This window comes from Streptomyces aurantiaciflavus (assembly GCF_049808595.1).
Lineage (GTDB): Bacteria > Actinomycetota > Actinomycetes > Streptomycetales > Streptomycetaceae > Streptomyces.
In genome coordinates, this window is the sequence record NZ_JBNCAQ010000030.1 from 17,805 (window position 1) to 39,174 (window position 21,370).

Annotated in this window: 22 protein-coding genes; 8 read left to right on the forward strand and 14 right to left on the reverse strand. The window is 73.7% G+C overall.

Annotation, left to right across the window (positions count from 1 at the left end; genetic code table 11):
* Position 1 precedes the first annotated feature (1 nt).
* Positions 2-1,246 (forward strand): ROK family protein, encoded by a 1,245-nt coding sequence (locus ACPT94_RS30330; protein ID WP_360351600.1) that lies wholly within the window; start codon positions 2-4, stop codon positions 1,244-1,246.
* A complete protein-coding gene (locus ACPT94_RS30335) occupies positions 1,227-1,457 on the forward strand; it encodes a hypothetical protein (protein ID WP_425247333.1) in 231 nt (76 codons plus the stop codon). Before ACPT94_RS30330 ends, ACPT94_RS30335 begins: the two co-directional genes overlap by 20 nt.
* A 49-nt stretch (positions 1,458-1,506) precedes the next feature.
* Here ACPT94_RS30335 and ACPT94_RS30340 read toward each other — a convergent pair whose 3' ends face one another.
* On the reverse strand, positions 1,507-2,463 hold the full coding sequence (locus tag ACPT94_RS30340; RefSeq protein ID WP_360351598.1) for a LysR family transcriptional regulator: 957 nt from the start codon (positions 2,461-2,463) through the stop codon (positions 1,507-1,509).
* Positions 2,464-2,609: 146 nt separating this feature from the next.
* Here ACPT94_RS30340 and ACPT94_RS30345 point away from each other — a divergent pair, with 146 nt between their 5' ends.
* Both ACPT94_RS30345 and ACPT94_RS30350 read left to right on the forward strand, forming a co-directional pair.
* Entirely contained in the window at positions 2,610-3,140 is a 531-nt protein-coding gene (locus ACPT94_RS30345) for an SRPBCC family protein (RefSeq protein WP_360351595.1), read from the forward strand.
* A 9-nt stretch (positions 3,141-3,149) separates the two neighbouring features.
* The gene (locus ACPT94_RS30350) at positions 3,150-4,034 is read left to right on the forward strand and encodes an NAD(P)-dependent oxidoreductase (protein WP_360351593.1); all 885 of its coding nucleotides are present in this window, start codon (positions 3,150-3,152) and stop codon (positions 4,032-4,034) included.
* Positions 4,035-4,059: 25 nt separating this feature from the next.
* Here ACPT94_RS30350 and ACPT94_RS30355 read toward each other — a convergent pair whose 3' ends face one another.
* From ACPT94_RS30355 to ACPT94_RS30370, 4 genes are all read right to left on the reverse strand, one after another.
* Positions 4,060-4,245 carry a DUF1272 domain-containing protein gene (locus ACPT94_RS30355; RefSeq protein ID WP_360351590.1) on the reverse strand — a complete coding sequence of 62 codons (186 nt, stop codon included), beginning with the start codon at positions 4,243-4,245 and terminating at the stop codon, positions 4,060-4,062.
* Positions 4,246-4,363: 118 nt separating this feature from the next.
* Positions 4,364-5,272, reverse strand: coding sequence for a phosphotriesterase family protein (locus ACPT94_RS30360; protein WP_360351620.1), 909 nt, complete (start codon positions 5,270-5,272; stop codon positions 4,364-4,366).
* Positions 5,269-5,862, reverse strand: coding sequence for a DUF4865 family protein (locus ACPT94_RS30365; protein ID WP_360351587.1), 594 nt, complete (start codon positions 5,860-5,862; stop codon positions 5,269-5,271). The genes ACPT94_RS30360 and ACPT94_RS30365 overlap by 4 nt, the downstream gene beginning before the upstream one ends.
* A 12-nt stretch (positions 5,863-5,874) precedes the next feature.
* A complete protein-coding gene (locus ACPT94_RS30370) occupies positions 5,875-6,468 on the reverse strand; it encodes a TetR/AcrR family transcriptional regulator (RefSeq protein ID WP_425247294.1) in 594 nt (197 codons plus the stop codon).
* Between the two features lie 187 nt (positions 6,469-6,655).
* Between ACPT94_RS30370 and ACPT94_RS30375 the strand changes: the two genes are divergently transcribed.
* Complete coding sequence (locus ACPT94_RS30375; RefSeq protein WP_425247295.1) at positions 6,656-6,937, forward strand: SHOCT domain-containing protein; 282 nt, start codon at positions 6,656-6,658, stop codon at positions 6,935-6,937.
* Positions 6,938-6,970: 33 nt separating this feature from the next.
* On the opposite strand, the gene ACPT94_RS30380 is transcribed toward ACPT94_RS30375, so the two are convergent.
* Together ACPT94_RS30380 and ACPT94_RS30385 are read right to left on the reverse strand one after the other, a co-directional pair.
* Positions 6,971-7,513, reverse strand: a complete 543-nt coding sequence (locus ACPT94_RS30380; protein ID WP_360351579.1) for an ATP-binding protein — start codon at positions 7,511-7,513, stop codon at positions 6,971-6,973.
* 212 nt (positions 7,514-7,725) lie between these two features.
* Positions 7,726-8,049, reverse strand: a complete 324-nt coding sequence (locus ACPT94_RS30385; RefSeq protein ID WP_360351576.1) for a hypothetical protein — start codon at positions 8,047-8,049, stop codon at positions 7,726-7,728.
* Positions 8,050-8,392: 343 nt separating this feature from the next.
* Between ACPT94_RS30385 and cds1 the strand changes: the two genes are divergently transcribed.
* Complete coding sequence (gene cds1, locus ACPT94_RS30390) at positions 8,393-9,517, forward strand: L-cysteine desulfhydrase Cds1 (protein WP_360351573.1); 1,125 nt, start codon at positions 8,393-8,395, stop codon at positions 9,515-9,517.
* Positions 9,518-9,758: 241 nt separating this feature from the next.
* Here the strand turns inward: cds1 and ACPT94_RS30395 are convergent, their stop codons facing one another.
* Together ACPT94_RS30395 and ACPT94_RS30400 are read right to left on the reverse strand one after the other, a co-directional pair.
* A complete protein-coding gene (locus ACPT94_RS30395) occupies positions 9,759-10,235 on the reverse strand; it encodes an SRPBCC family protein (RefSeq protein ID WP_425247296.1) in 477 nt (158 codons plus the stop codon).
* A 56-nt stretch (positions 10,236-10,291) separates the two neighbouring features.
* On the reverse strand, positions 10,292-11,122 hold the full coding sequence (locus ACPT94_RS30400; RefSeq protein ID WP_360335902.1) for a DeoR/GlpR family DNA-binding transcription regulator: 831 nt from the start codon (positions 11,120-11,122) through the stop codon (positions 10,292-10,294).
* 303 nt (positions 11,123-11,425) lie between these two features.
* Between ACPT94_RS30400 and ACPT94_RS30405 the strand changes: the two genes are divergently transcribed.
* Entirely contained in the window at positions 11,426-13,822 is a 2,397-nt protein-coding gene (locus ACPT94_RS30405) for an alpha/beta hydrolase family protein (RefSeq protein WP_425247297.1), read from the forward strand.
* A 93-nt stretch (positions 13,823-13,915) separates the two neighbouring features.
* On the opposite strand, the gene ACPT94_RS30410 is transcribed toward ACPT94_RS30405, so the two are convergent.
* From ACPT94_RS30410 to ACPT94_RS30425, 4 genes are all read right to left on the reverse strand, one after another.
* Positions 13,916-16,357, reverse strand: a complete 2,442-nt coding sequence (locus ACPT94_RS30410) for a right-handed parallel beta-helix repeat-containing protein (RefSeq protein WP_425247298.1) — start codon at positions 16,355-16,357, stop codon at positions 13,916-13,918.
* Between the two features lie 108 nt (positions 16,358-16,465).
* Positions 16,466-17,071 (reverse strand): Rv1733c family protein, encoded by a 606-nt coding sequence (locus tag ACPT94_RS30415; protein ID WP_360335899.1) that lies wholly within the window; start codon positions 17,069-17,071, stop codon positions 16,466-16,468.
* Positions 17,072-17,262: 191 nt separating this feature from the next.
* On the reverse strand, positions 17,263-18,087 hold the full coding sequence (locus ACPT94_RS30420) for an MOSC domain-containing protein (protein WP_425247299.1): 825 nt from the start codon (positions 18,085-18,087) through the stop codon (positions 17,263-17,265).
* A 42-nt stretch (positions 18,088-18,129) separates the two neighbouring features.
* Positions 18,130-18,564 carry a DUF6643 family protein gene (locus ACPT94_RS30425; RefSeq protein WP_360335895.1) on the reverse strand — a complete coding sequence of 145 codons (435 nt, stop codon included), beginning with the start codon at positions 18,562-18,564 and terminating at the stop codon, positions 18,130-18,132.
* 304 nt (positions 18,565-18,868) lie between these two features.
* On the opposite strand from ACPT94_RS30425, the gene ACPT94_RS30430 reads away from it, so the two are divergent.
* Positions 18,869-20,152 (forward strand): TerD family protein, encoded by a 1,284-nt coding sequence (locus tag ACPT94_RS30430; RefSeq protein WP_489686598.1) that lies wholly within the window; start codon positions 18,869-18,871, stop codon positions 20,150-20,152.
* A gap of 15 nt (positions 20,153-20,167) precedes the next feature.
* Here ACPT94_RS30430 and ACPT94_RS30435 read toward each other — a convergent pair whose 3' ends face one another.
* Positions 20,168-21,361 (reverse strand): glycosyltransferase, encoded by a 1,194-nt coding sequence (locus ACPT94_RS30435; RefSeq protein WP_425247300.1) that lies wholly within the window; start codon positions 21,359-21,361, stop codon positions 20,168-20,170.
* Between the last annotated feature and the right edge of the window lie 9 nt (positions 21,362-21,370).

The window sequence follows — 21,370 nt, forward strand, 5'->3', positions numbered from 1 at the left end:
CATGAGCGGCAAGGCGGACCCCCGGGCGGCGGGGGAAGGGACCACCTCGAGGGCGCGGTTGGACCGGGGGCGCGGTGCGCTCGGTCCCGCGTTGGAGCTCGTGCACACCGGGCGGGCACCCACCCGTGCGGTGCTCACCGCCGAACTCGGCGTCACGCGTGCCACGGCCGGCGCGGTCGCGGCCGAGCTGGAGGCACTCGGTCTGATCCGGGTCGACGCGCGCCCCGGTGCCGCCGCCGGCTCCCAGGGCCGCCCCTCCCACCGGCTCGAAGTCGCCGAGGAAGGGCCCGTCGCCCTGGCCGCCCAGGTGCACGCCGACGGATTCCGCGCCGCGCTGGTCGGCCTGGGCGGCCGGATCGTCGCCACCACGCCCGGCTGCGAGACCGTGGACGCCGACCCGGCCAAGGTGCTCGCCACCGTCGTGGAGGCCGGCGCCGAACTCCTGCGCGCCACCGGCCGCCGCTGTGTGGGCGCCGGACTCGCCGTGCCGTCCGCGGTCACCGAACCCGAGGGCCTGGCCCTGAACCCCCTGCACCTCGCCTGGCCGGTCGGGGCCCCCGTCCGGGAGGTCTTCGCCGAGCGGGTCCGCGCCGCCGGCATCCCCGGCCCCGCCTTCGCCGCCAACGACGTCAACCTCGCCGCCCTCGCCGAACACCGGCACGGCGCCGGGCGCGGCGCCCGCGACCTGCTGTGCGTGGCCACCGGGCACCGCGGGGTCGGCGGCGCGCTGGTGCTCGACGGGCGTCTGCACACCGGCAGTTCCGGCCTTGCCCTCGAAGTCGGCCACCTCACCGTCAACTCCGAGGGCCGCCCCTGCCACTGCGGCAGCCGCGGCTGCCTCGACGTCGAGGCCGACCCGCTGGCCCTGCTCACCACCGCGGGCCGTGAGCCCGGCCCCGAGGGCTCCCTGCTCCAGCAGGCCAACGAACTCATCCGCGAGGAGTACGCCGACCCGGTCGTCCGCACGGCCACCGAAGCCCTGATCGACCGGCTCGGTCTGGGCCTGGCCGGCCTGGTGAACATCCTCAACCCCGACCGCATCATCCTCGGCGGGCTGCACCGCACCCTCCTCGACACCGACCCCGACCGCCTGCGCGCGGTCGTCGCCGACCGCAGCCTGTGGGGCCGCAGCGGCGGCGTCCCCATCCTCGCCTGCACCCTCGACCACAACAGCCTGGTGGGCGCGGCCGAGCTGGCCTGGCAGCCGGTGCTCGACGATCCGCTGGGTGCGCTCAGCGGGGTCTGAGGACAGTGAGTGCGGGCGCTGCGGGGCGGCACTCGCGTGTCCCGGACCCTCACCACGCGGACGCCGCGACCCTCAGCCGGTCGCGGACCCGCAGCACGTCCGGATCGGCGTCTGCGCCCGGCCGCTGGACGAGGAAGGCCTGGTGGGCGCGGCCGAGCTGGCCTGGCAGCCGGTGCTCGACGATCCGCTGGGTGCGCTCAGCGGGGTCTGAGGACAGTGAGTGCGGGCGCTGCGGGGCGGCACCCGCGTGTCCCGGACCCTCACCACGCGGACGCCGCGACCCTCAGCCGGTCGCGGACCCGCAGCACGTCCGGATCGGCGTCTGCGCCCGGCCGCTGGACGAGGAAGAGCGTGTTGAGGGGCGGCTCCTCCGGCGCGTGGAGCCGGGCGAGGCGGCCCGCGTCCAGGTACTCCTGGCACAGGGAGTGCGGCAGGACGCTGTAGCCGGCGCCCGCGTTGACCGCCGCCAGCACCGCGTACAGGTTCGGCACCGTGACCGCGGCCCGGGCGGTGAGCTGCTTGCCGAAGACGGTCCGCCAGTAGCGGCGGGCGATGGGCAGATCCTCGGCGTAGGTGACCAGCGGGACGTCCCGCAGCGCGGCGCACGGGTCACCGGCCTCCGGGTGCGCGGCCACCCGGCGGGCCCAGTCCGGGGAGGCGACCAGCACGTACTCCTCGTCGGCGAGGGGCACCGAGTCCAGGGCGCGCCCGCGCGGCCGGCGCGTGGCGATCACCAGGTCGTGCCGGCCGGCCCGCATCTCCTCCAGGAGCGGCTCCGTCAGCCCCTGGGTGACCCGCAGCTGCAGCCCGTCGGCGACGAGCGGCGCCAGCGCGGGCAGCACCCGCACGCACAGCAGCTCCGACGGCCCCGCCAGATGCACGGGCGCCGTCTGCCCGGCCAGTGTGCCACCGCCCTCCAGCGCGGCGAGCGCGTCGAGCGGAGCCGCGACCTGGCGCGCCAGCTCGTGCGCCGGCGGCGTCGGCTCCACCCCGCGCGGCAGCCGCGTGAACAGCTCGCGGCCGGTCTGCTGCTCCAGCGTGCGGATCTGAGCGGTCACGGTGGGCTGCGAGAGCCCCAGCCGCGGCGCGGCCGCCGTGAACGAGCCGGAACGGTACACCGCGAGGAAGGTCCGCAGCAGGTTCAGATCGGCGTGCGAAGGGAGCTGCCGGGCACTCTCACCCGTGGCCTCGCCGATGTCCGGGGTCCGGTTCTTCATGCCGGCCAGCGTAATGCGCGTACGCATCGGGGCCCCGATGGCAGGCATCGGCATCCCTATTGGTTTCCCGATGGACGGCGAACCTATCGTCGAGGACGTTCGAGCCCGTCACCACGTGACGGCACCCCGTCCCCGAAAGACCCCCGATGACCATGCAGCAGACGACCACGCAGAACGCGATCAACTGGCCCGAGAAGTACCTGCCCGGCACCGGCGACAACTTCGTCTCCAACGAGGTGATCGTCCAGGGCCTCACCGCGGCGGCCGTGTGGCACTACCTGACCGACACCTCCGAGTGGGAGGGCTACTACGACAACGTCGCCGACATCTCCTTCCCGCGGGGCGGCGGCCCCGAGCTCACCGACGACCTGGTCTTCAGCTTCGGCACCTTCGGCTTCCCGCCCCTGGACGCGCACGTGGTGGAGTTCCGGGCCCCGGCCGAGGGCGTTCCCGGCCGGCTGTCGTGGACGGCGAAGCAGGACGGCACCCCCGAGGAGCGGCTGGACGTGCTGCACGCCTGGCTGGTGGAGGACCTGCCCGGCGGCCGGGTGCGCATCCTGACCCAGGAGACGCAGATCGGCCGGCCCGCCGCCGCGCTCGCGCAGGAGCGGCCGAACCCGATGCTCAACGGCCACCAGGCCTGGCTCGACGGCCTCGTCCGTGCCGCCTCGAAGTAGGTTGACGTCATGACCGACAAGCTGACCGTGAGTGTCCTGGGCACCGGCATCATGGGTGCCGCGATGGCCCGTAACCTCGCCCGCGCCGGACACGCCGTCCGCGCCTGGAACCGCACCCGCGCCAAGGCCGAACCGCTGACCGCCGACGGCGTCACCGTCACCGACACCCCCGCCGAGGCCGTACGGGACGCCGACGTCGTCCTGACCATGCTCTACGACGGTCCCGCCGCCCTAGAGGTCATGCGGCAGGCCGCTCCGGCCCTGCGCCGGGGTGCCTCCTGGGTGCAGTCGACCACCGCCGGAATCGAGGCGATCGGCGACCTGGCGGCCTTCGCCCGCGAACACGACCTGGTGTTCTTCGACGCGCCGGTGCTCGGCACGCGTCAGCCCGCCGAGGCCGGACAGCTGACGGTGCTCGCGGCGGGGCCGACGGCCGACCGGGACGCGGTGGCACCCGTCTTCGAAGCGGTCGGCGCGCGGACGGTGTGGACCGGCGAGGACGGCGGCGCGGGCAGCGCCACCCGGCTCAAGCTGGTGGCCAACAGCTGGGTGATCGCGGCCACCGCCGCCGCCGGTGAGGTGCTGGCCCTGTCGCAGTCCCTGGACGTCGACCCGAACGCCTTCTTCGACCTGATCGAGGGCGGCCCGCTGGACATGGGCTACCTGCGGGCGAAGGCCGGCCTGGTCCTCGACGGCCGGCTCTCGCCCGCCCAGTTCGGTGTGGCGACCGCCGCCAAGGACGCCCGGCTGATCGTCGAGGCGGGCCGCAGCCACGGCGTCCGCCTGGACGTGGCGGCCGCGAGCGCCGACCGCCTGGAGCGGGCCGCCGCGCAGGGCCACGCCGACGAGGACATGGCCGCCGCCTACTTCGCCAGCTTCGACGACAACGCCTGACCCCGGCCAGCCGCGCCGACGGCCGTCACGCCGGGACGGCGCGACGCGGCCGGGGCACCAGCTCGCCCCCGCAGTTGGGGCAGACGTCCCGCATCGCCTCGCTGCACGGCACGCAGAAGGTGCACTCGTAGGAGCAGATCCGGGCCGGCGCGTCGTGCGGCAGGGCGGTCGTCGTACAGCGCTCGCAGTGGTCGCGCATCTCCAGGGCCATGGTGCTCCTCCTCGGCGGGGGTGACGTTCGTGGCCCCCATCCTCGGCGTGCCCGTCACCGGCGGCAGTGGCGCGGCGGGTCAGAGATCAACACGATCGGGCCACTCCTCGCCCGGACCTCACCGCCACTCCACGCCGAAGGCCCGCGCGGGATTCTCCGTCAGGATCCGCGTCACGAGCGCCTCGCCCACGGCGAGCGCCAGCCGCGGCCGCACCCGGCGCAGCAGATACGGCATCCCGGGCCCGCCGTCGACCGAGCGGGCCGCGGCGGTCGTGGTGTCGCCGCCCAGCAGCAGCCGGTCGCCGAACCCGGCCTCGGCGAGGGCCCGTACGGCGTCCGGCATCCGCCAGTCGGTGGCGTGGTTCGCCCGGGACGGACCGTCGAACGCCAGATAGCACCCCGACTCGGCCGCCTGCCGGTGCACCGCGCCGTCGGGGGAGCGGTTGAGATGCCCGAGGATCACCCGGTGCGGCGGTACGCCCAACTCCCCGCACAGCAGGTCGAGTACGTCCAGCGCGCCGGTCCCCAGCTCCAGGTGGACGGCGATGGGCGCCCCCGTCGCACGGTGGGCCTCGGCCGCGGCGGTCATCGTCCAGCGGGCGTGTGCGTCCAGGGCGTGGAACCCGCCCGCGACCTTGACGAGCCCGGCCCGCACGCCCGACGTGCCGATGCCCTCGGTCAGTTCGGCCACGAACACCTCGGCCAGCCGCCCGCGCAGCCCGCCCAGCGTCGCGTCGTCGTAGTGCACGCCCTGGTGCAGTCCCGTCGCGGCCACGAGGTGCACCCCGGCCTCCCGGGACAACGGCGGCAGATCGGCCGCCCGCCGCCCCAGCCCGTACGGCGTCCACTGGACCACCGCACCTCCGCCCTGCGCCCGGAACGCGGCCAGTTCGGCGCGCGCCGCGGACACGCTCCCCAACTCCTGGCCGGGCAGCAGCGGGCTGCCGAAGAAGAGGTGGTCGTGCGCGTCGCAGACACCGAGCCGCTCCGGCGGTACGTCCCCGAGCACCGTACGGACGGCGTTCACCACTGCCGGCCTCCGGGCAGGGCGGACCGCCCCGGCGCCGACACGTGCAGCACCTGGAACAGCTCGCCGCCGTCCTTCGTCGCGTCAGGTTCCCCCTGCTCCCACAGCGAGAAGTGCACGGTCTCCCACCGGCTCGTGTCCACGGCCGCCGCCGCGAGCACCGCTCCGTCCGCCCGCGCCAGCCGCCGGGCCTCCTCCACCGCCTCCCGCGCGGCCTCCGCGTACACCACCCCGTCCGGCACCGGCCGCCGCTGTCGTAGCGCGAACCGGGCGGGGGAGCCGGCGGCCACGCCCTCCTCGTACGCCAGGCCCGTCCACTGCCGCACCGCCGGGCGCCCGAAGTCGTCGCTCAGCCCCTGGAAGGCGCCTCCCCACAGGAAGGCGTTCATGCCCTCCAGGGTGTTCCACAGATAGAACGGCGCGTACTGGTTGACCGGCGAGCCGTGCACCCCGCGCTCGCGCAGGAGGTATGTCTTCAGGCCGAGGCCGGCCCAGTCGTCGAGCTTGTGGCCGACGCGGGACACGCGCGCGCGGATGATGCCGGTGTCGTAGTCGGCGGGCAGCGTCAGTTCGTACTGCATGGCGTGCATCGGGACTCCTCGTCAGGCGGCGGGGCGGTCGGGCGGGAACTCCTGTCGGGGCCGAGGCGACAGAAGGGCGAGCAGCCCCTGGACGCCGGCGTCGAAGGCGGCCGGGGAGCCGCAGGCGCGGGCGAGCACATAACCGCCCTGCACGGTCGCGAGTACGGCCGCGGCGATCTCCGCACCGTCCAGCTCGGCTCCGAACTCGCCCTGTTCCTTGCCCTCTTCGACGATTTCGGCGAGCCGCCCGCGCAGCCAGCCGATCGTCTCGTCGACCGGCGCCCGCAACTCCTCGCTGGCGACGACGTCCGGGTCCATCGTCAGCCGGCCGATCGGACAGCCGCGCAGCACGTCACGCTCGCGCAGCAGATAGCTCCTGATCCGCTCGTACGGTGTGCCCGGCCCGCTCAGTACTCCCTCGGCGGTGGCCCGCATCTCCTCGGCCGTCCGCCGGATCGCCGCCAGCGCGAGGTCGGGCTTGCCGTGGAAGTGGTGGTACATGCTGCCCTGCCCGGCACCGGCCCGCTCCAGGATCGCCTTGGGGCTGGTGCCCACGTAACCGCGCTCCCAGAGCAGCTCCCGGGTGGACTCGATCAGTCGCTCCGATGTGCTCATGCGCCTACTGTACATACTAGTAGTTACAGAAATCGACACCCGGCCGAGCGTCCAGCCGACCACTCAGGGCCGCCCGCGTACTCCCCAGGAGGTACCCGCACTGCCGCTGCCCGTACGACGACCCGGCACCCTCCCCGGGGCCAAGCTCGAGGCGTCAACGGAAGACCGACCTGGGAGTTGAACCGAGATGCAGAGCCTGGCGAACCGGGACGGCGGCCCCGGCCCGTGGATCCTGTTGTTCCCGCTGATCTGGGCGGCCGTCGTGGCCGGCGCCGTGACCCTGCTGCGCCGCACGGTGTGGCGCGGCCGCGGCCGGCCCGGGCGGGTGACGGACGACCGCCCCGCCGGCGACTCGCCCCTCGCCGTCCTCGGCCGCCGCTTCGCCTCCGGCGAGATCGACGAGGACGAGTACTGGCGCCGGCTGTCCGTCCTGGACGAGCAGTTCGGCCGCAAGGACGGCGGGGCATGACCCCTGCCGAGGGCGAAGGGAGTCACCGCCCGGTCAACCCACGACGGCGGACCGGGCGGGAGCGTGTGCCGGGCTGCGGTCGTCGGCCGTGACGACCTCCGGGAACAGACGGGCGGCCGCCTGGTCGCCCGCCACACGGCGAGGCGGCCGCGCCGCCCGCTCGCGCGCCGAGCCGATCGCCGGGAGCGTGAACCACACGACCTTGCCGCAGTCGCCGTCGGGCCGCGCCCCCCAGCTCTCGCTGAGCGCGGCCACCATCGCGAGCCCACGTCCGCACGTGGCGAGGCCGTCGGTGTCGACGCCGTTTCCCACCACCGGAAGCCGCGGGTCGTGGTCGCGCACGGAGACGGTGAGCCGGCCGAGCAGCAGCTCCATCTCGACGATGCACGTCTTGTCGGGCTGGGCATGCCGGTGGACGTTGGTCAACAGCTCGGTCACACCGAGCGCGGCCCGGTCGATCAGGGCATCCAGATGCCAGTAGCGCAACTGCGCCGATACGATTCTGCGGACCTGGCCGATCCGCGACGGCAGGGCTTGAAGCTCCACCGTGCAGTGCCTGCTTGGGTTACTGATCACGGCTGCGACTCCCCGACGTGAGGTCCGGAAGAACACGGAGTTCGGATCGATCGGAGCAGTGCGTCTGCGCGAGGCGGCCGCCTGCTGTCGTGGCCGGCGGGCTGGTTCGCAGCGTTGTCGCCGGTACACCCAGAGTGACGTGAGACCAGCGTGACGCAAGGGGTTGGGGACCGCAACTCGCCGTCAGGGTCCGCCACCCTCCGTGGCCGCGCTCAGTCCTCGCGCCCGGCCGCCCTGCGCACCGCCTCGATGAACCGGCGTGCCGCGGGCGGTCCCGGCTCGCCCGGCGCGGGGTCGCGCTCGCCGAGGGTCAGCAGGTACCGCTTGCCGTTGAGGTCGGCCAGCGCCCGGTCCTCCGGGGCGAACCAGGGCCGGGAGGCACGGACCGCCTGCACCGGCGCACTGTCGATCTCACTGCCGTAGCTGGTGAGCAACTCCAGCCTGCCGTCGTTGATCCGGACCTGCCCGGCCCGGGTGAGCGAGCGCAGTCGCTTCCCGATCCGCACGCCCGTCGCCGTGAACTCCGGCTCCGCCATGCCCGCCCCCTTGCCCGTGGGTGTGCCGGCCCGAACTTCCGTACGGGCCGGAACCAGCTCGTGTCGTGATCCAGTGTGCGCCCCCGTCCGGGACCTCCGCCCCGCCGGGTGCAGTCTGCCCGCGCACGGCGTCGAGCACCAGTGCGCGCGACACGCGGTCGGGGGCGCCCGGAGCACTCGCGCGAATGCGCCCCCACCGGACGCGCCCCCCTCGCTCCCGAGGGCCGCCTTTGAGTTCCCCAAAGATGCGTTTATGCAGGTGAGCGGCGGTGTGACAGATGCATATGATCGAGGCATCGGCCGCCTGAGGCGCCGTCGGCGCGAAGCACGAAGGAGTCCCGCCGTGACCATCCCCCAGCAGACCCTGACCGGCGCCACCCTCGACGTCGACCGCAGCGACACCGCCTACCGCACCTGGCTGAAAGAAGCCGTCCGCAAGGTCCAGGCCGACGCCAACCGCTCGGCCGACACGCACCTGTTGCGCTTCCCGCTGCCCGAGCGGTGGGGCATCGACCTGTACCTCAAGGACGAGTCGACCCACCCCACCGGCAGCCTCAAACACCGCCTCGCCCGCTCCCTCTTCCTCTACGGACTGTGCAACGGCTGGATCCGGCCGGGCCGCCCGGTGATCGAGGCGTCCAGCGGCTCGACGGCCGTCTCCGAGGCGTACTTCGCCAAGCTGATCGGCGTGCCCTTCATCGCCGTCATGCCGCGCACGACGAGCGCCGAGAAGATCCGCCTGATCGAGTTCCACGGCGGCCGGTGCCACTTCGTGGACGACTCACGGAAGATGTACGAGGAGTCCGCCCGCCTCGCGGGGGAGACCGGCGGCCACTACATGGACCAGTTCACCTACGCCGAACGGGCCACGGACTGGCGCGGCAACAACAACATCGCCGAATCCATCTTCCGGCAGCTGGAGTTGGAGCGCTTCCCGGAGCCCACCTGGATCGTCGCGACAGCCGGCACCGGAGGCACCTCCGCGACCATCGCGCGCTACGTCCACTACATGCAGTACGACACGCGCGTGTGCGTCGCCGATCCGGAGAACTCCTGTTTCTTCGAGGGCTGGACCACCGGCGATCCGGACGTCACCTGCGACTGCGGCTCCCGCATCGAGGGCATCGGCCGGCCCCGTATGGAACCGAGCTTCGTGCCCGGAGCCGTCGACCGGATGATGAAGGTCCCCGACGCCGCCAGCGTCGCCGCCGTCCGCGCCCTGGAGCGGGCCATCGGCCGCAAGGCGGGCGGCTCGACCGGCACCGGCCTGTGGAGCGCGCTGAAGATCACCGCCGAGATGGTGACCGAGGGACGCCAGGGCAGCGTGGTCACCCTGCTCTGCGACCCGGGCGACCGCTACCTCGACAAGTACTACTCCGACACCTGGCTCACCGAACAGGGCCTGGACATCGCCCCGTACACCGCGGCGATCGACACCCTGCTGACGACGGGCGTCTGGCCGGACTGACGAAGCCGGTGAGGCCGACCGTGCGCCCGCACTGCGGGAGCCGGTGCGGGCGGAAAGCGGCTGAACGGAACGAGGCGGGGGTCGGCGGCTGGGTCGGCGGAGTCGGTGCCGGCGGGGGCCTGGCTGGACAGGCGGAGTCGGTGGTCGACGGGTTCGGCCCCACTGCCGCGGCCGCCGGGGGGCGAGCGCCGGTCGGATCGGCGGAGCGGCCGGGCGGGGCCGTGCCGCGCCGGCCCGACAGCTACGCCCCTGCCGTCAGCCGCCGCTCCAGCAACGCCACCGCGTCCCGGAAGGTCCGCCCCATCCCCGCCCGGGCCGGCCGCAGGAACCCCCGGAACGCCGCAGTTCCGTCCGCCGCGAACGTCCACCGCACCCGCGTCCCCGCCCCGGCCGGGGTGAGCCGCCACTCCTCGACCAGCGCCCGTACCCCGGGCGCGTTGGTGACGTCGACGCGGTAGGCGTACACCTCCGGCTCCTTCGCCGCCAGAACCGTCTCCCGCATGCGGAGGCCACCCCTGAGACGCACGTCGCGGCCGGCGCCGCCGTCGACCGGTCGCGCGGACGTCACTGCGGGGAACCACACGGCCCAGCCGGGCACGTCCTCGGCGAGCGCGCGGAAGACCCGTTCCGGGGGAGTGGAGACCTCCCGCGCGAAGACCAGCCGTACGGGCGCGGTAGCGACGAAGTCGAGCCCTTCGGGCCGCAACCGGTGAACCATGCGCGCAACCTCCTCAGCACCGAGGAAACGGGTGCGTCACCCTAGCTGAGGTCCCGTCAGCTGTCTGCATCCTCGTCGGGCTCGCCCGCGACCACCAGCCGCCGCAGATGCTCGGAGATCTCCGCGCGCGCCGCGGCCGGCAGACCGGAGTCCGTCACCAGCGTGTCGACCTGTTCCAGCGCCGCGAAGGAACTCAGTCCCACCACTCCCCACTTGGTGTGGTCGGCGACCACCACGACCCGGCGCGCCGACTGCACCAGACGCCGGTTCGTCTCGGCCTCCGCCAGGTTCGGCGTCGACAGACCGGCCTCCGCCGATATCCCGTGCACGCCGAGGAACAGCAGGTCGAAGTGGAGGGCGGCGATGGCCTGGTCGGCCACCGGACCCACCAGCGAGTCGGACGGTGTGCGCACCCCACCGGTCAGCACCACGGTGGCCGCGCCCTGCCGGGGACCCGTGGCGCGCTGCGCCATATGAAAGACGTCGGCCACCCGCACCGAGTTGGTCACCACCGTCAGATCCGGCACGTCGACCAGCTGATGTGCCAGCGCGTACGTCGTCGTACCGCCCGACAGCGCGATCGCGCTGCCCGGAGCGACCAGCTCCGCCGCGGCCCGCGCGATGTCCTCCTTGGCGGTCAGCTCCAGGCCCGACTTGGCCTCGAAGCCCGGCTCGTGCGTGCTCGCCTCCACGATCGGCACCGCGCCGCCGTGCACCTTCTCCAGGACGCCCTGGCGGGCCAGCGCGTCGAGGTCGCGGCGCACCGTCATGTCCGACACGCCGAGCTTGCGGGTCAGCTCGTTGACGCGGACGCCGCCACGGCGCCGGACCTCGTCCAGGATCAGGGCGCGGCGCTGCTCCGCGAGGAGGTTCTGATTCTCACTCACGTACGCTCCGGTCCTCTCGCCTCAAGCCGATCCACTCCGTCCGACACGCCCGCACACCTGCCACGACGAGGGTGTTCCCCCGGTCGGCGGGGGTGCGGCGTCCCATCCTCGCATGGGCCCCCGCCCGTCGCGCCACCACCCACCCGACGCGCGCATGCCACGCTCGCGACACCCGCCGGTCCCGTTCGTCACACGGTCGGGGGGAGATTCGGTGACAAGGGGTGTACAGAGGCCGTTCAGCGGACATCCTGGTGCCCGCACGCACACATTTCGACAGCGCGTCACGGGGGAAGTGCGAGAACAGTGGAACGTGCGCAGGAACATGCCGTCACCGGCCCGGCGACCGGAGCCGCCCTGGAACTCCTGGTCCACGGCGTGGGCGGGGCCAGTCCCGAGAAGATGCTCAACGATCCGCGAACGGTGCGGATCACCGGCGACGACACGGCCGCCGTGTTCCGGCGCGCCGACGACGCGGACGCCGACCGTCCCGACCGAGTGGCCACCGCGACCGGCGGTCCCCGCGACCGGCCGGTCCGCGAGGCCTACGTCTGGTGCAACCTGACCTCCGGCAACGGCACACGCGCCCTGTGGCTCCTGCTGCTGCCGTTCATGGTCGTCAACCTCGCACACTGGATGCGCCCGGCGGCACGCGAACGCACCCGCGCGGTCCGCCTCTACGGGCTGCTGGTGCGGCTCACGGGACTGACCCTGACGGTGCTGCTCGTCGCCGCGGCCTGCGAGGTCGCCCTCGACCTCACGGCGTGGCAGTGCGCGGGCACGCGCGCGTGCGCCGAGCGGCACTCCTGGCTGGGCTTCCTGTCGCCGGCGGTGTCGGAAGGCGGCTGGTGGACGCTGCCCGGTCGCCGCCTCGCCCTCGCGGCCCTCGCCCCGACCGCCCTCACGGGCCTCCTGTGGTACCTCTCGCACCGCACCTGGCGGGCCTACGAGTCCCAGGAGCCGCCGAACGGCAAGCCCGAGCCCGAGGACGTACTCGGCCACACCGCTCTGGGCCGGCCCGGCTTCTGGTACGGGCGCCGCCTGGTGGCGCGGCTGCGCGCCGCCCACACCGCGGCGGGCCTGCTCACGGTGGCCGCCGCGGTCGGCACGGCCGCCGCCCGCCACGACCGCGGACCGGGCGGCCCCGCCCTCCTCGACGTCCTCGGCCGGCTCCTGGTGGCGGCCACGGCCGCCGGAGCGCTCGCCACGGTCTGGGTGGTCTGCCGCCGGGGCCGCAGCGAACACCGCCTCGACCGCGCACTCGACGCCCACCTCGTACGGCGCCTGCCCCTGGCCGCCCTCGTCCTCCTGGCCCTCACCCTGGTCCACGCCGGCTGGGAACGCCCCGGCTGGCAGTCTTCCGGACGCCTCCAGGGCGACCTGACCTTCGGCGGGATCGCCCTGACGCAGGGGGCGCTGGTGATCGCGCTGGCCGTCGTCGCCTCCGTCCTGTACCGCCGGTCCGGCCGTGATCCGCAGGGGCGTGCCGCGCTGCGGGGCCTGGAGGGGCCCGCGGTCGCGATGCTGGCGTGTGCGCTGGGCGGTGTGATGTCCGGCGGTGTGTCCCAGCGCGTCTCGGACTGGCTGGACGGCACCGGCACCTTCCTCGCCGGACCGCCTGTCCTGCTGACCTGGCAGGCGTCCGTGATCCCCCTGCTGTTGATCGTGCTGCTCGCGCTGTGCGCGCTGCTCGGCCGCGGCGCCCTGCGACGTGCCCGCGCCGAACGCGCCGCGGTGACCCGCGACTACGACGTCGATCCCGGCGACCCGGCCCGCACCCGGAGCATCGCCCGCGCCCGCGCCATGGCCACCCTCACCGACCGCGCCCCGCTCCTCGTCGCCGCCACCTCCACCACGACCCTGTTCCTCGGCGCGGGCGCCCTCGTCGGCGCCTTCACCACGGGGAAGACCCCCGGCCGGGCCGCCGAGGGCACCCACCCCTTCCTCCACGGAGCCGCCCAGACCGGGCAGGCGCTCGGCTCCTGGCTGATCGGGCTCGGCTTCATACTCTTCGTCACCTGGGGCAGGCGCGCCTACAAGGACGCCTCCGCGCGGCGCACCATCGGCATCCTCTGGGACGTCGGCACCTTCTGGCCGCGCGCCGCCCACCCCTTCTCCCCGCCCTGCTACGCCGAGCGCGCGGTGCCCGACCTGACCTGGCGCATGGCCACCTGGACCCGCGCCACCGGCGGCCGCCTCGTGATCTCCGGCCACTCCCAGGGCAGCGTCCTCGCCGCCGCCGCGGCCTGGCAGCTGAACCCGGCCGACCGCGCACGGGTCGCCCTGCTCACCTACGGCTCCCCGATCGAGCGCCTCTACGGCCGCTGGTTCCCGGCCCACTTCGGCCCGGCCGCGCTGAACGCCCTCCACGACGACGTCGACTGCTGGCGCAACCTCTACCGCCTCACCGACCCCATCGGCGGCCCGGTCCGCCTCTCCGGCGACGACTGCGGCCCCGAGGTGGACCGCGCCCCTCTCGCGGATCCGCTCGCATACGGCCGCACCGAGGACCAACCCCTGCCCTCGCCCGTCCTGGGCCACTCCGACTACCAGGCGGACCCGGCGTTCGCGCAGGAGCGCGAGCGGCTCCTGGCCCGGCTGCAGCCGGACGTGCCCGAGCAGCGCGGGCGGCAGGCGCAGGCAGCGGAGCCGGAGGCCCACGGGAAGGCGGCGCCGGGGCCCGGCCCGACAAGAGCGCGGTGAGCCGGGCAGGGCCTGCCCGGCGGATCAGGGCCGCGGGACAGTGACGGCGCCTCACAGGCCCGGCGCGTCTGCGGCAGGAACCGCCGGACCGCCTCAGGCGAGCTCCGGCAGGTCCTCCGCATACAGCAGCGTCAGATCGTCCGTGCTCGGCTCCGCCACCTGCGCGACCCGGCTCGCGTGCCGCTCCACCATCGCCTCGAACGTCTGGCGGGCGGTGCGGCCGTTGCCGAAGGCGGGGCCCTTCGGGATGTGCGTGAAGTACTTCAGCAGCGCCTCCGCGGTGCCCGGCCCGAGCCGGTACTCGTGCTCCTCGGCCTGCTGCTCCACGATCCGCAGCAGCTCCTCGGGACCGTAGTCGCCGAAGGTGATCGTCCGTGAGAAACGGGACGCCACGCCCGGGTTGACCGAGAGGAACCGCTCCATCTCGGCGGTGTATCCCGCGACGATCACCACCACGGCGTCGCGGTGGTCCTCCATCAGCTTCACGAGCGTGTCGATGGCCTCCTTGCCGAAGTCACGCCCCGCGTCCTCCGGCGAGAGGGCGTACGCCTCGTCGATGAAGAGCACGCCGCCGCGGGCCCGCTCGAAGGCCTCCTGGGTGCGGATCGCCGTGGAGCCGATGTGCTCGCCGACCAGGTCGACGCGGGACACCTCGACGAGATGGCCCTTCTCCAGGACGTCCAGCGCGGCGAGGATCTCGCCGTAGAGGCGCGCGACCGTCGTCTTGCCGGTGCCGGGGGAGCCGGTGAAGACCAGGTGACGCTTGACGGAGGCCGCCTTCAGGCCCGCCTGCTGCCGGCGCCGGCCCACCTCGATCATGTCGGTCAGCGCCCGCACCTCGCGCTTGACGCTCTCCAGGCCGACCAGCGCGTCGAGTTCGCCGAGCACGTCCTTGGAGGTCCGTACCGGCTTCTCCGGCTCGGCGGCCGGCTGCGCCTCCGGCGCGGTGAGCCGCTGCTCGGGGAGCGCGCCGAGAAGCCCCGCCGACGGAGGCGTCGACTGCACCGCCGTCTCCCGCGCCGTCGCCGTCGGCGGGCGCAGGCCCATGCTCTCGTCGCTCGTGCAGCCCTCCACCACGGGACCCGCACCGGGCACCGCGTCCGCGCCGCCGTCCGCGAACTCGTAACCGCCGCGGGCACAGCGCTCGGTACGGCACTTGCGCAGCGTCGTACGGCAACCGTCTATCACGTGGAAGCCGTAGCCGCCGCTGTTGGTCACCCGGCAGTTGAGGAAGCTGCCGCGGCCGCCCGCCGACACATAGAAACCGGCCTCGGCGGGGGAGTCGACCGTGCAGCGCTCCACGACGGGATCGGCGCCCTTGGTGACGATCACGCCGGTCTGGGTGGCGTCCACGGTGCAGTTGTTGAGGGTGCCGCCGCTGCCGTGGTCGCGGAACCAGGCGCCGGTCGCCGCCTCCCGGATCCGGCAGTCGTCGAGCTGGGCGGTCGCGCCGTCGCTCACCGACACGGCCGTGTTGCGCACCTGCGACAGGTCGCTGTCGACGACGTCCGCGCGGGAACCGCGGTCGAGGACGAACAGCGCGTCCGGCACGTCGTGCACCCGGCAGGAGTCGAGCACCACGGTGGCGCCGTCGCTGACCCAGACGGCCGGATAGTCGCCCGTGCTGTCGAAGATCTCGCACTGGTTGGCGTCCACCCGCGTGCCCGGGTCCCACACCGACAGCCCGTTGCGCCCGAACTGACGCACCGTCGTCCGCGTGAGCGTCAGAACGGAGCGCGAACGCAGGTCGACCGCGTTCTCCGGGATGTCGTGGATACGGCAGTCGGCCAGGGTGAGCACGGCGTCCGTGTCGAGCGTGACGCCGTCGGCGGTGGTGCGGTGCACATCGCAGTCGGTGAGGTGGGCGGTGGCCCGGGTGGTGATCTGGACGCCGCTGCCCCGCACCTCGTAGACCTCGCAACCCACCGCCTCCAGCGCGGAGTTGTCGCCGGTCGCGCTCAGACCGGCGCCCGAGGTGTGGTGCACCCGGCAGCGCTCCAGGCGCGGGTGGGCTCCGCCGCGCACCGCGACGCCCGCCTGCCCGGCCGCGACGACCTCGCACTCCTCGAAGACACCGCCGCCGCCGTCGACCACCGCGATGCCGACGCCGGCCGGGTTGTCGACGGTGCACCGCCGGACGGTCGGCCGCGCACTGCCGCGCACCTCGATGCCGGCCGCGGACCGCGTGACGATCCGCACGTCCAGCAGCTCGGGCGTGCCGTCCTCGACGAGCACCGCGGGCGCCGCCGCGTCCTGGCCCTCCGCATGCAGGTCCTGCACCACGGCCGAGGCGCGCACGGTGAGCGGCACCCCGTCCACGGGCGCGATCCGCACGGAACCGGGCGAGCCCTCGGGCCCGCGCAGGGTCACGGCCCGCTGCACGACGAGGTTCTCCCGGTAGGTGCCGGGAGCGATGGTGAGGACGTCACCCTCGGCCGCGGCCTCCAGGGCGGCCGCGAGCGACGTGTACTCACCCGTGCGGCGCCGCCACCGCGATGTGCCGGTGTGCGTCACCTGGACCGTGCCCTGTGCCATGGCGTTGCTGTGCCCCCACCTCGTGATACGCGGGTTGGATGCCGAGTGCTTCGGCCGGTCCACCGTAGCGTGCGCGCGGGCGGTGGGTTGACCAGAGACGAAACGCCGTCAGCTGCCGGTGCCGGTGCGGCCCCAGTCCGGGCCCGCGCGGTCCCAGGCCTGGTCCCAGCGTGCGTACCGGCGGCGGACCATGCGCCAGACGATCACTCTTCGGCCGCCCTCGACGAGGCCGGCGGTGAGCAGGGCGGTGCCGAATCCGGCGAGGACGGCGTGTGTCGTCGCCGTGGCGGAGTCCAGCGGGCGGGCCACCGGACGGCCGTGCACGTCCGTCCATATCGCGAAGTGGTCGCCGCGCTGCGGGGTGTCGAGGTCGGCCGACACCGTGCCGTGGTGCGCGCTGCCGTCCGGGGCGGTCCAGTCGGCGATCACCCGGATGCGGGCGTCCCGCCCGGATGCGCTCTCGGGGTCCGCCTCCAGCAGTGAACCCTCCTGCTTGCGCACCACGGTGGCCGTGACCTGGTGGCGGGACGCGCGCTGGTCGCGGACCGACTGCTGCAACGCGTCCTGCGCGACGGCGCCGACGAGACAGCCCACGACGGGCGCGACGAGGACGATCAGGAGCAGCGCCGACAGGGCGACCCATGCCTCGACCAGATCTGTCGTACGGCGCAGCGGGTTGTGCCGCCAGCGCCAGAGTCCACCGATCGCTCGCACCGTCCCGCACCCCCTTCCCGCTCCGTGATAACCCCCCGTGGAGCCGTTCATATGCGGGTCCGGTCGAAGAGAGAGCGAAATCACCTGCGACCGGGACCTCTCATGAACTTCTCACGAGAGCACAACGGGCCAGGGGCGGGCGGAGGTTCCCGCCGCCGTGGGATCCGCGGAGCCCGGGATCCCGGCCGGACTCACTCGACGATGCCGACGGGGTCGCCGACCCGGATCGTGCCGCGGGACAGGGGCACCAGGTTCTGTCCGAAGACCAGCCTGCCGCCGAGGCGGCGGTGGCGGCCCAGCGTGTACAGGGGTTCCTTGCCGCGGGCCGCGGTGGCCTGGTCGGTCGTCGTCACGACGCACCGCCCGCAGTCCTTGGCGACACGGAAGGCGACCTCGCCGATGGTCAGTCGCGACCAGCCGTCCTCGGCCCACGGCTCGGTGCCCGTCACGACCACGTTGGGCCGGAAGCGGTTCATCGGCAGCGGGCCCTCCGCGGCGTGCTCCCCTTGCGCGATGAGGGAGTTCAGGGCGTCGAGGGACGCGGTGGTGGTGACCAGCAGCGGATAGCCGTCCGCGAACGAGACGGTCTCCCCGGGCAGCGCGTACTCCGGGTCGACGGGCCGGCGTGTCGCGGGATCGTCCAGGTGCACCAGACGCACATCGGCGCCGAGATACGCGCTGCACCAGGCGTGCGCGGCCGCGTCCGCGAGGACCGCCTCCACCTTGTCGCGGAAGATCTCCAGCGAGACCGTCCCCACCGGCTTCGGCACGGAGAGGGTCAACGGCTCCAGGCCGGGCGCGGACAGACGAAGGCCGCCGCCGGGCAGGAGCTCGGCGGCGGCCAGCGCGAGGCGCGGTTGCTGGCGTTGCGTGACGACCTTTCCCCCGTCGTCGATCAGCGCCCAGCGTCGGTCTCCGGCCGGCCCCCAGGGCTCCACGACGGCCTCCCGGGGCGACTGGCCCCGGAACGCCTTGACCGGATGAAGGTGGATCGACAGCAGTTCCGCATTCCCCATGAGGCCATCCTGCCAGGTGGCACGGACGACCCCCGGGTCGGCTCAGTAGCCGCGGTACTGCTGGTTGTTGTACGGATCCTGGTACTGCGGAGCGGCGGGCCGGGGAGCCGCGGGGCGCATCGCCTCGTAGCCCATGCCGGTCGCGGCGGGGCGTTGCGGCTGCTGCTGGGCCTGCGGGCCGGGGTAGCCGCGCGGCGCGGTGGCCTGCGGCGGGATGTAGGCCGCCGGTGCCTGCTGCAGCGGGGCGGGCTGCTGCGCCTGCGGATAGCCGTAGGAGGGCTGGGAGGGGGCCGCCGGGAGGGCGGGCAGCGCCGACGGCAACGCGGGCAGGCTGCTGCCCGTGTCGTAGGCGGCGGGGACCCGGATCGGGGCGATCTGCGGGGTACCCCGCTCGGCCACGAGCGAGTCGTAGATCGGGGTGTCCGGGAAGGAGGCGGAGTAGTAGCCGCCGCCATAGGTGGAGCGGGGGGAGGTCATGGCACATAAGTTAAGCCCACGATGTGCTGGTTGGGGAGACCGATAAGAGGGTTGTTTTCCGTGTCGGCGGTGACGTCGGATCCCCAATGGGAGCGAACTCGGGAAAAAGGGGCGGCGATCGTGGCCCGGATCGTGTAAAGGCCGAGTTCCGGGCGGGTTACCGGCCGGTCGGCGATTCGTCTTCCTGTGCTGCGGATGGGAGTTCGCTGTCCGGACGAATAGGTTGAACGGGTAGACAATCCGAGGGGTGCCGGGGGCGTTGCGGCCCGGCCCGGGAAACCCGTGATGGGGGGCGGTCATGTCAATGCCGAAGGGGTCCAACACTCCGGTGCCGACGACGGCGCTCAGGGTCGAGGTGGGCTGGCGTTCCGGGCCGGGCGTGCCCGACGCGGACGCCTCCGCGCTGCTCCTGGTCGGCGGAAAGGTCCGTTCCGACGCCGACTTCGTCTTCTACAACCAGCCGGCCCACTCCTCCGGAGCGGTCCGCCATGACGGGAAGCGGAACGCGGGTGGTCAGGTCACCGACACCCTCGTCGTCGACCTCGCGCGCGTGGAGCCCGCGATCGAGAGCGTCGTCCTGGCCGCCTCGGCCGACGGCGGCGCTTTCGGGCAGGTGCCGGACCTCTACGTCGAGGTGCGGGACGCGGCGCAGAACACCGTGGTGGCCCGGTTCGACAGCACCGGCGCGACCGTCGAGACCGCGTTCGTGCTGGGGGAGTTCTACCGCCGGCAGGGCGCCTGGAAGTTCCGGGCCGTCGGCCAGGGCTACGGCAGCGGCCTGGAGGGCCTGGCCACGGACTTCGGCATCACCGTGGACGAACCGCAGCACACGGCGCCCCCGGCGACCGCCACCACCGCCTCTCCGCCGCCCCCTCCGGCGATGCCCGCCACCGTGCCCCCGCCCGTCCGTCACACCCCGCCCCCGCCGCCGGCGCCGCCCACCGCACCGGTCCGCCTGACCAAGGTGACGCTCACCAAGGCCGCCCCGTCGGTGTCGCTGACCAAACAGGGCGGTACCGGGGGCACCATGCGGGTGAACCTCAACTGGGAGGTGCGCAAGCAGTTCTCGGGCTGGGGCAGCAAGCGCGGACGCGCGGTGGCACTCCACAACGACCTCGACCTCGACCTGTGCGCCCTGTTCGAACTGGCCGACGGCCGCAAAGGCGTCGTCCAGTCCCTCGGCAACGCCTACGGCGCCCTGCACCAGCCGCCGTACATCCACCTCGACGGCGACGACCGCACCGGTGCCGTGGCCAGTGGTGAGAACCTCACCGTCAACCTCGACCACAAGGACGACTTCCGGCGCATCCTCGTCTTCGTGACCATCTACGAAGGCGCCCGCTCCTTCGCGGACCTCCACGCCACGGTCACGCTGCAGCCCCAGCACGGAGCCACCGTCGACTTCTCCCTCGACGAGTGCACGGTCCCCTCGACCGTGTGCGCCCTGGCGCTGATCACCAACACCGGAGGCGACCTCGTCGTCCAGCGCGAGGCCCGCTACCTGGTGCCCGAGCGTGGCGTCAGCCCCCAACGCACCGTCGACCACGCCTACGGCTGGGGCATGAACTGGACGCCCGGCCGCAAGTAGGTCTCCTGGGCCGGCTCAGCCCTCGTCGGCCACCGTGTCCGGACGTGCGTAGGTGCGGCCCTTCCAGGCCGCGCCCCGGCCCCGGTAGTGCTGCACCGCCGAATCCACCGTCATCAGCAGATAGAGGAAGGCGGTGAACGGCAGCAGCGCGGCGAGCCCCGGCGGCAGGCGGTAGTAGCGGAGCATGGGCACGTACGTTCCCGTCATCACCAGCCACGCGAGGCCGCCGAGCGCCGCCGCGGCCATGTCGCCGAGGGCGAGCCCGGCGAGGAACGCCGAGGGCGGCACCAGGTACACCAGGGCCAGGCCCAGCACCGTGCCGGCCAGCACGAGCGGACTGTGCCGCAACTGGGCGTAGGCGCTGCGCGAGACCATCCGCCACAGGTCGTGCAGCCTCGGGTACGGGCGCACACTGTCCACGCGGTCGGCCAGCCCCAGCCAGATGCGCCCGCCGCTGCGCTTCACCGCGCGCGCGAGTGCCACGTCGTCGATGACGGCGTGCCGGATGGCGTCCGGGATCCGGGCCCGCTCGGCCGCCTCCGTGCGCAGCAGCACACAGCCGCCCGCCGCGGCCGCCGTCCGCGCCCCGGGTCGGCCGATCCACCGGAACGGGTACAGCTGTGCGAAGAAGTAGACGAAGGCCGGCACGACCAACCGCTCCCACAGGCTCTCCACCCGCAGCCGCGCCATCTGGGAGACCATGTCGAAGCCGCCGGTGCGCGCCGCCGCCACCAGCTCCCGCAGGCTGTCCGGAGCGTGCGCGATGTCGGCGTCGGTCAGCAGCAGGTACTCGGGGGCACGCGCGCGTGCCAGGCCGATGCCGTGCCGCACCGCCCACAGCTTCCCCGTCCAGCCCGCCGGCGGCTCGCCCGGCGAGTCCACGGTCAGCGGCAGCCCACCGTGCCGCCGCGCCAGCTCGCGGGCCAGCTCCCCGGTGCCGTCGGAGCTGCCGTCGTCGACGAGGAAGACCTCCGCCCGCCCCGGATAGTCCTGCGCGAGGAGCGACGGCAGGCTCGCGGGCAGCACCGCCGCCTCGTCGCGTGCCGGGACGACGACACAGACCGGCGGCCACTCCTCCGGCTCGCGGCGCGGCGGCAGCCGGACGTCCGTGCGCCAGAACAAGCCCTGACAGAGCAGCAGCCACAGCCAGACGACGAGGGATACGGCGGCGGTCCACACGATGGCGCTCACGCGCGCAGTCTGCCCCACCCGGCCGGG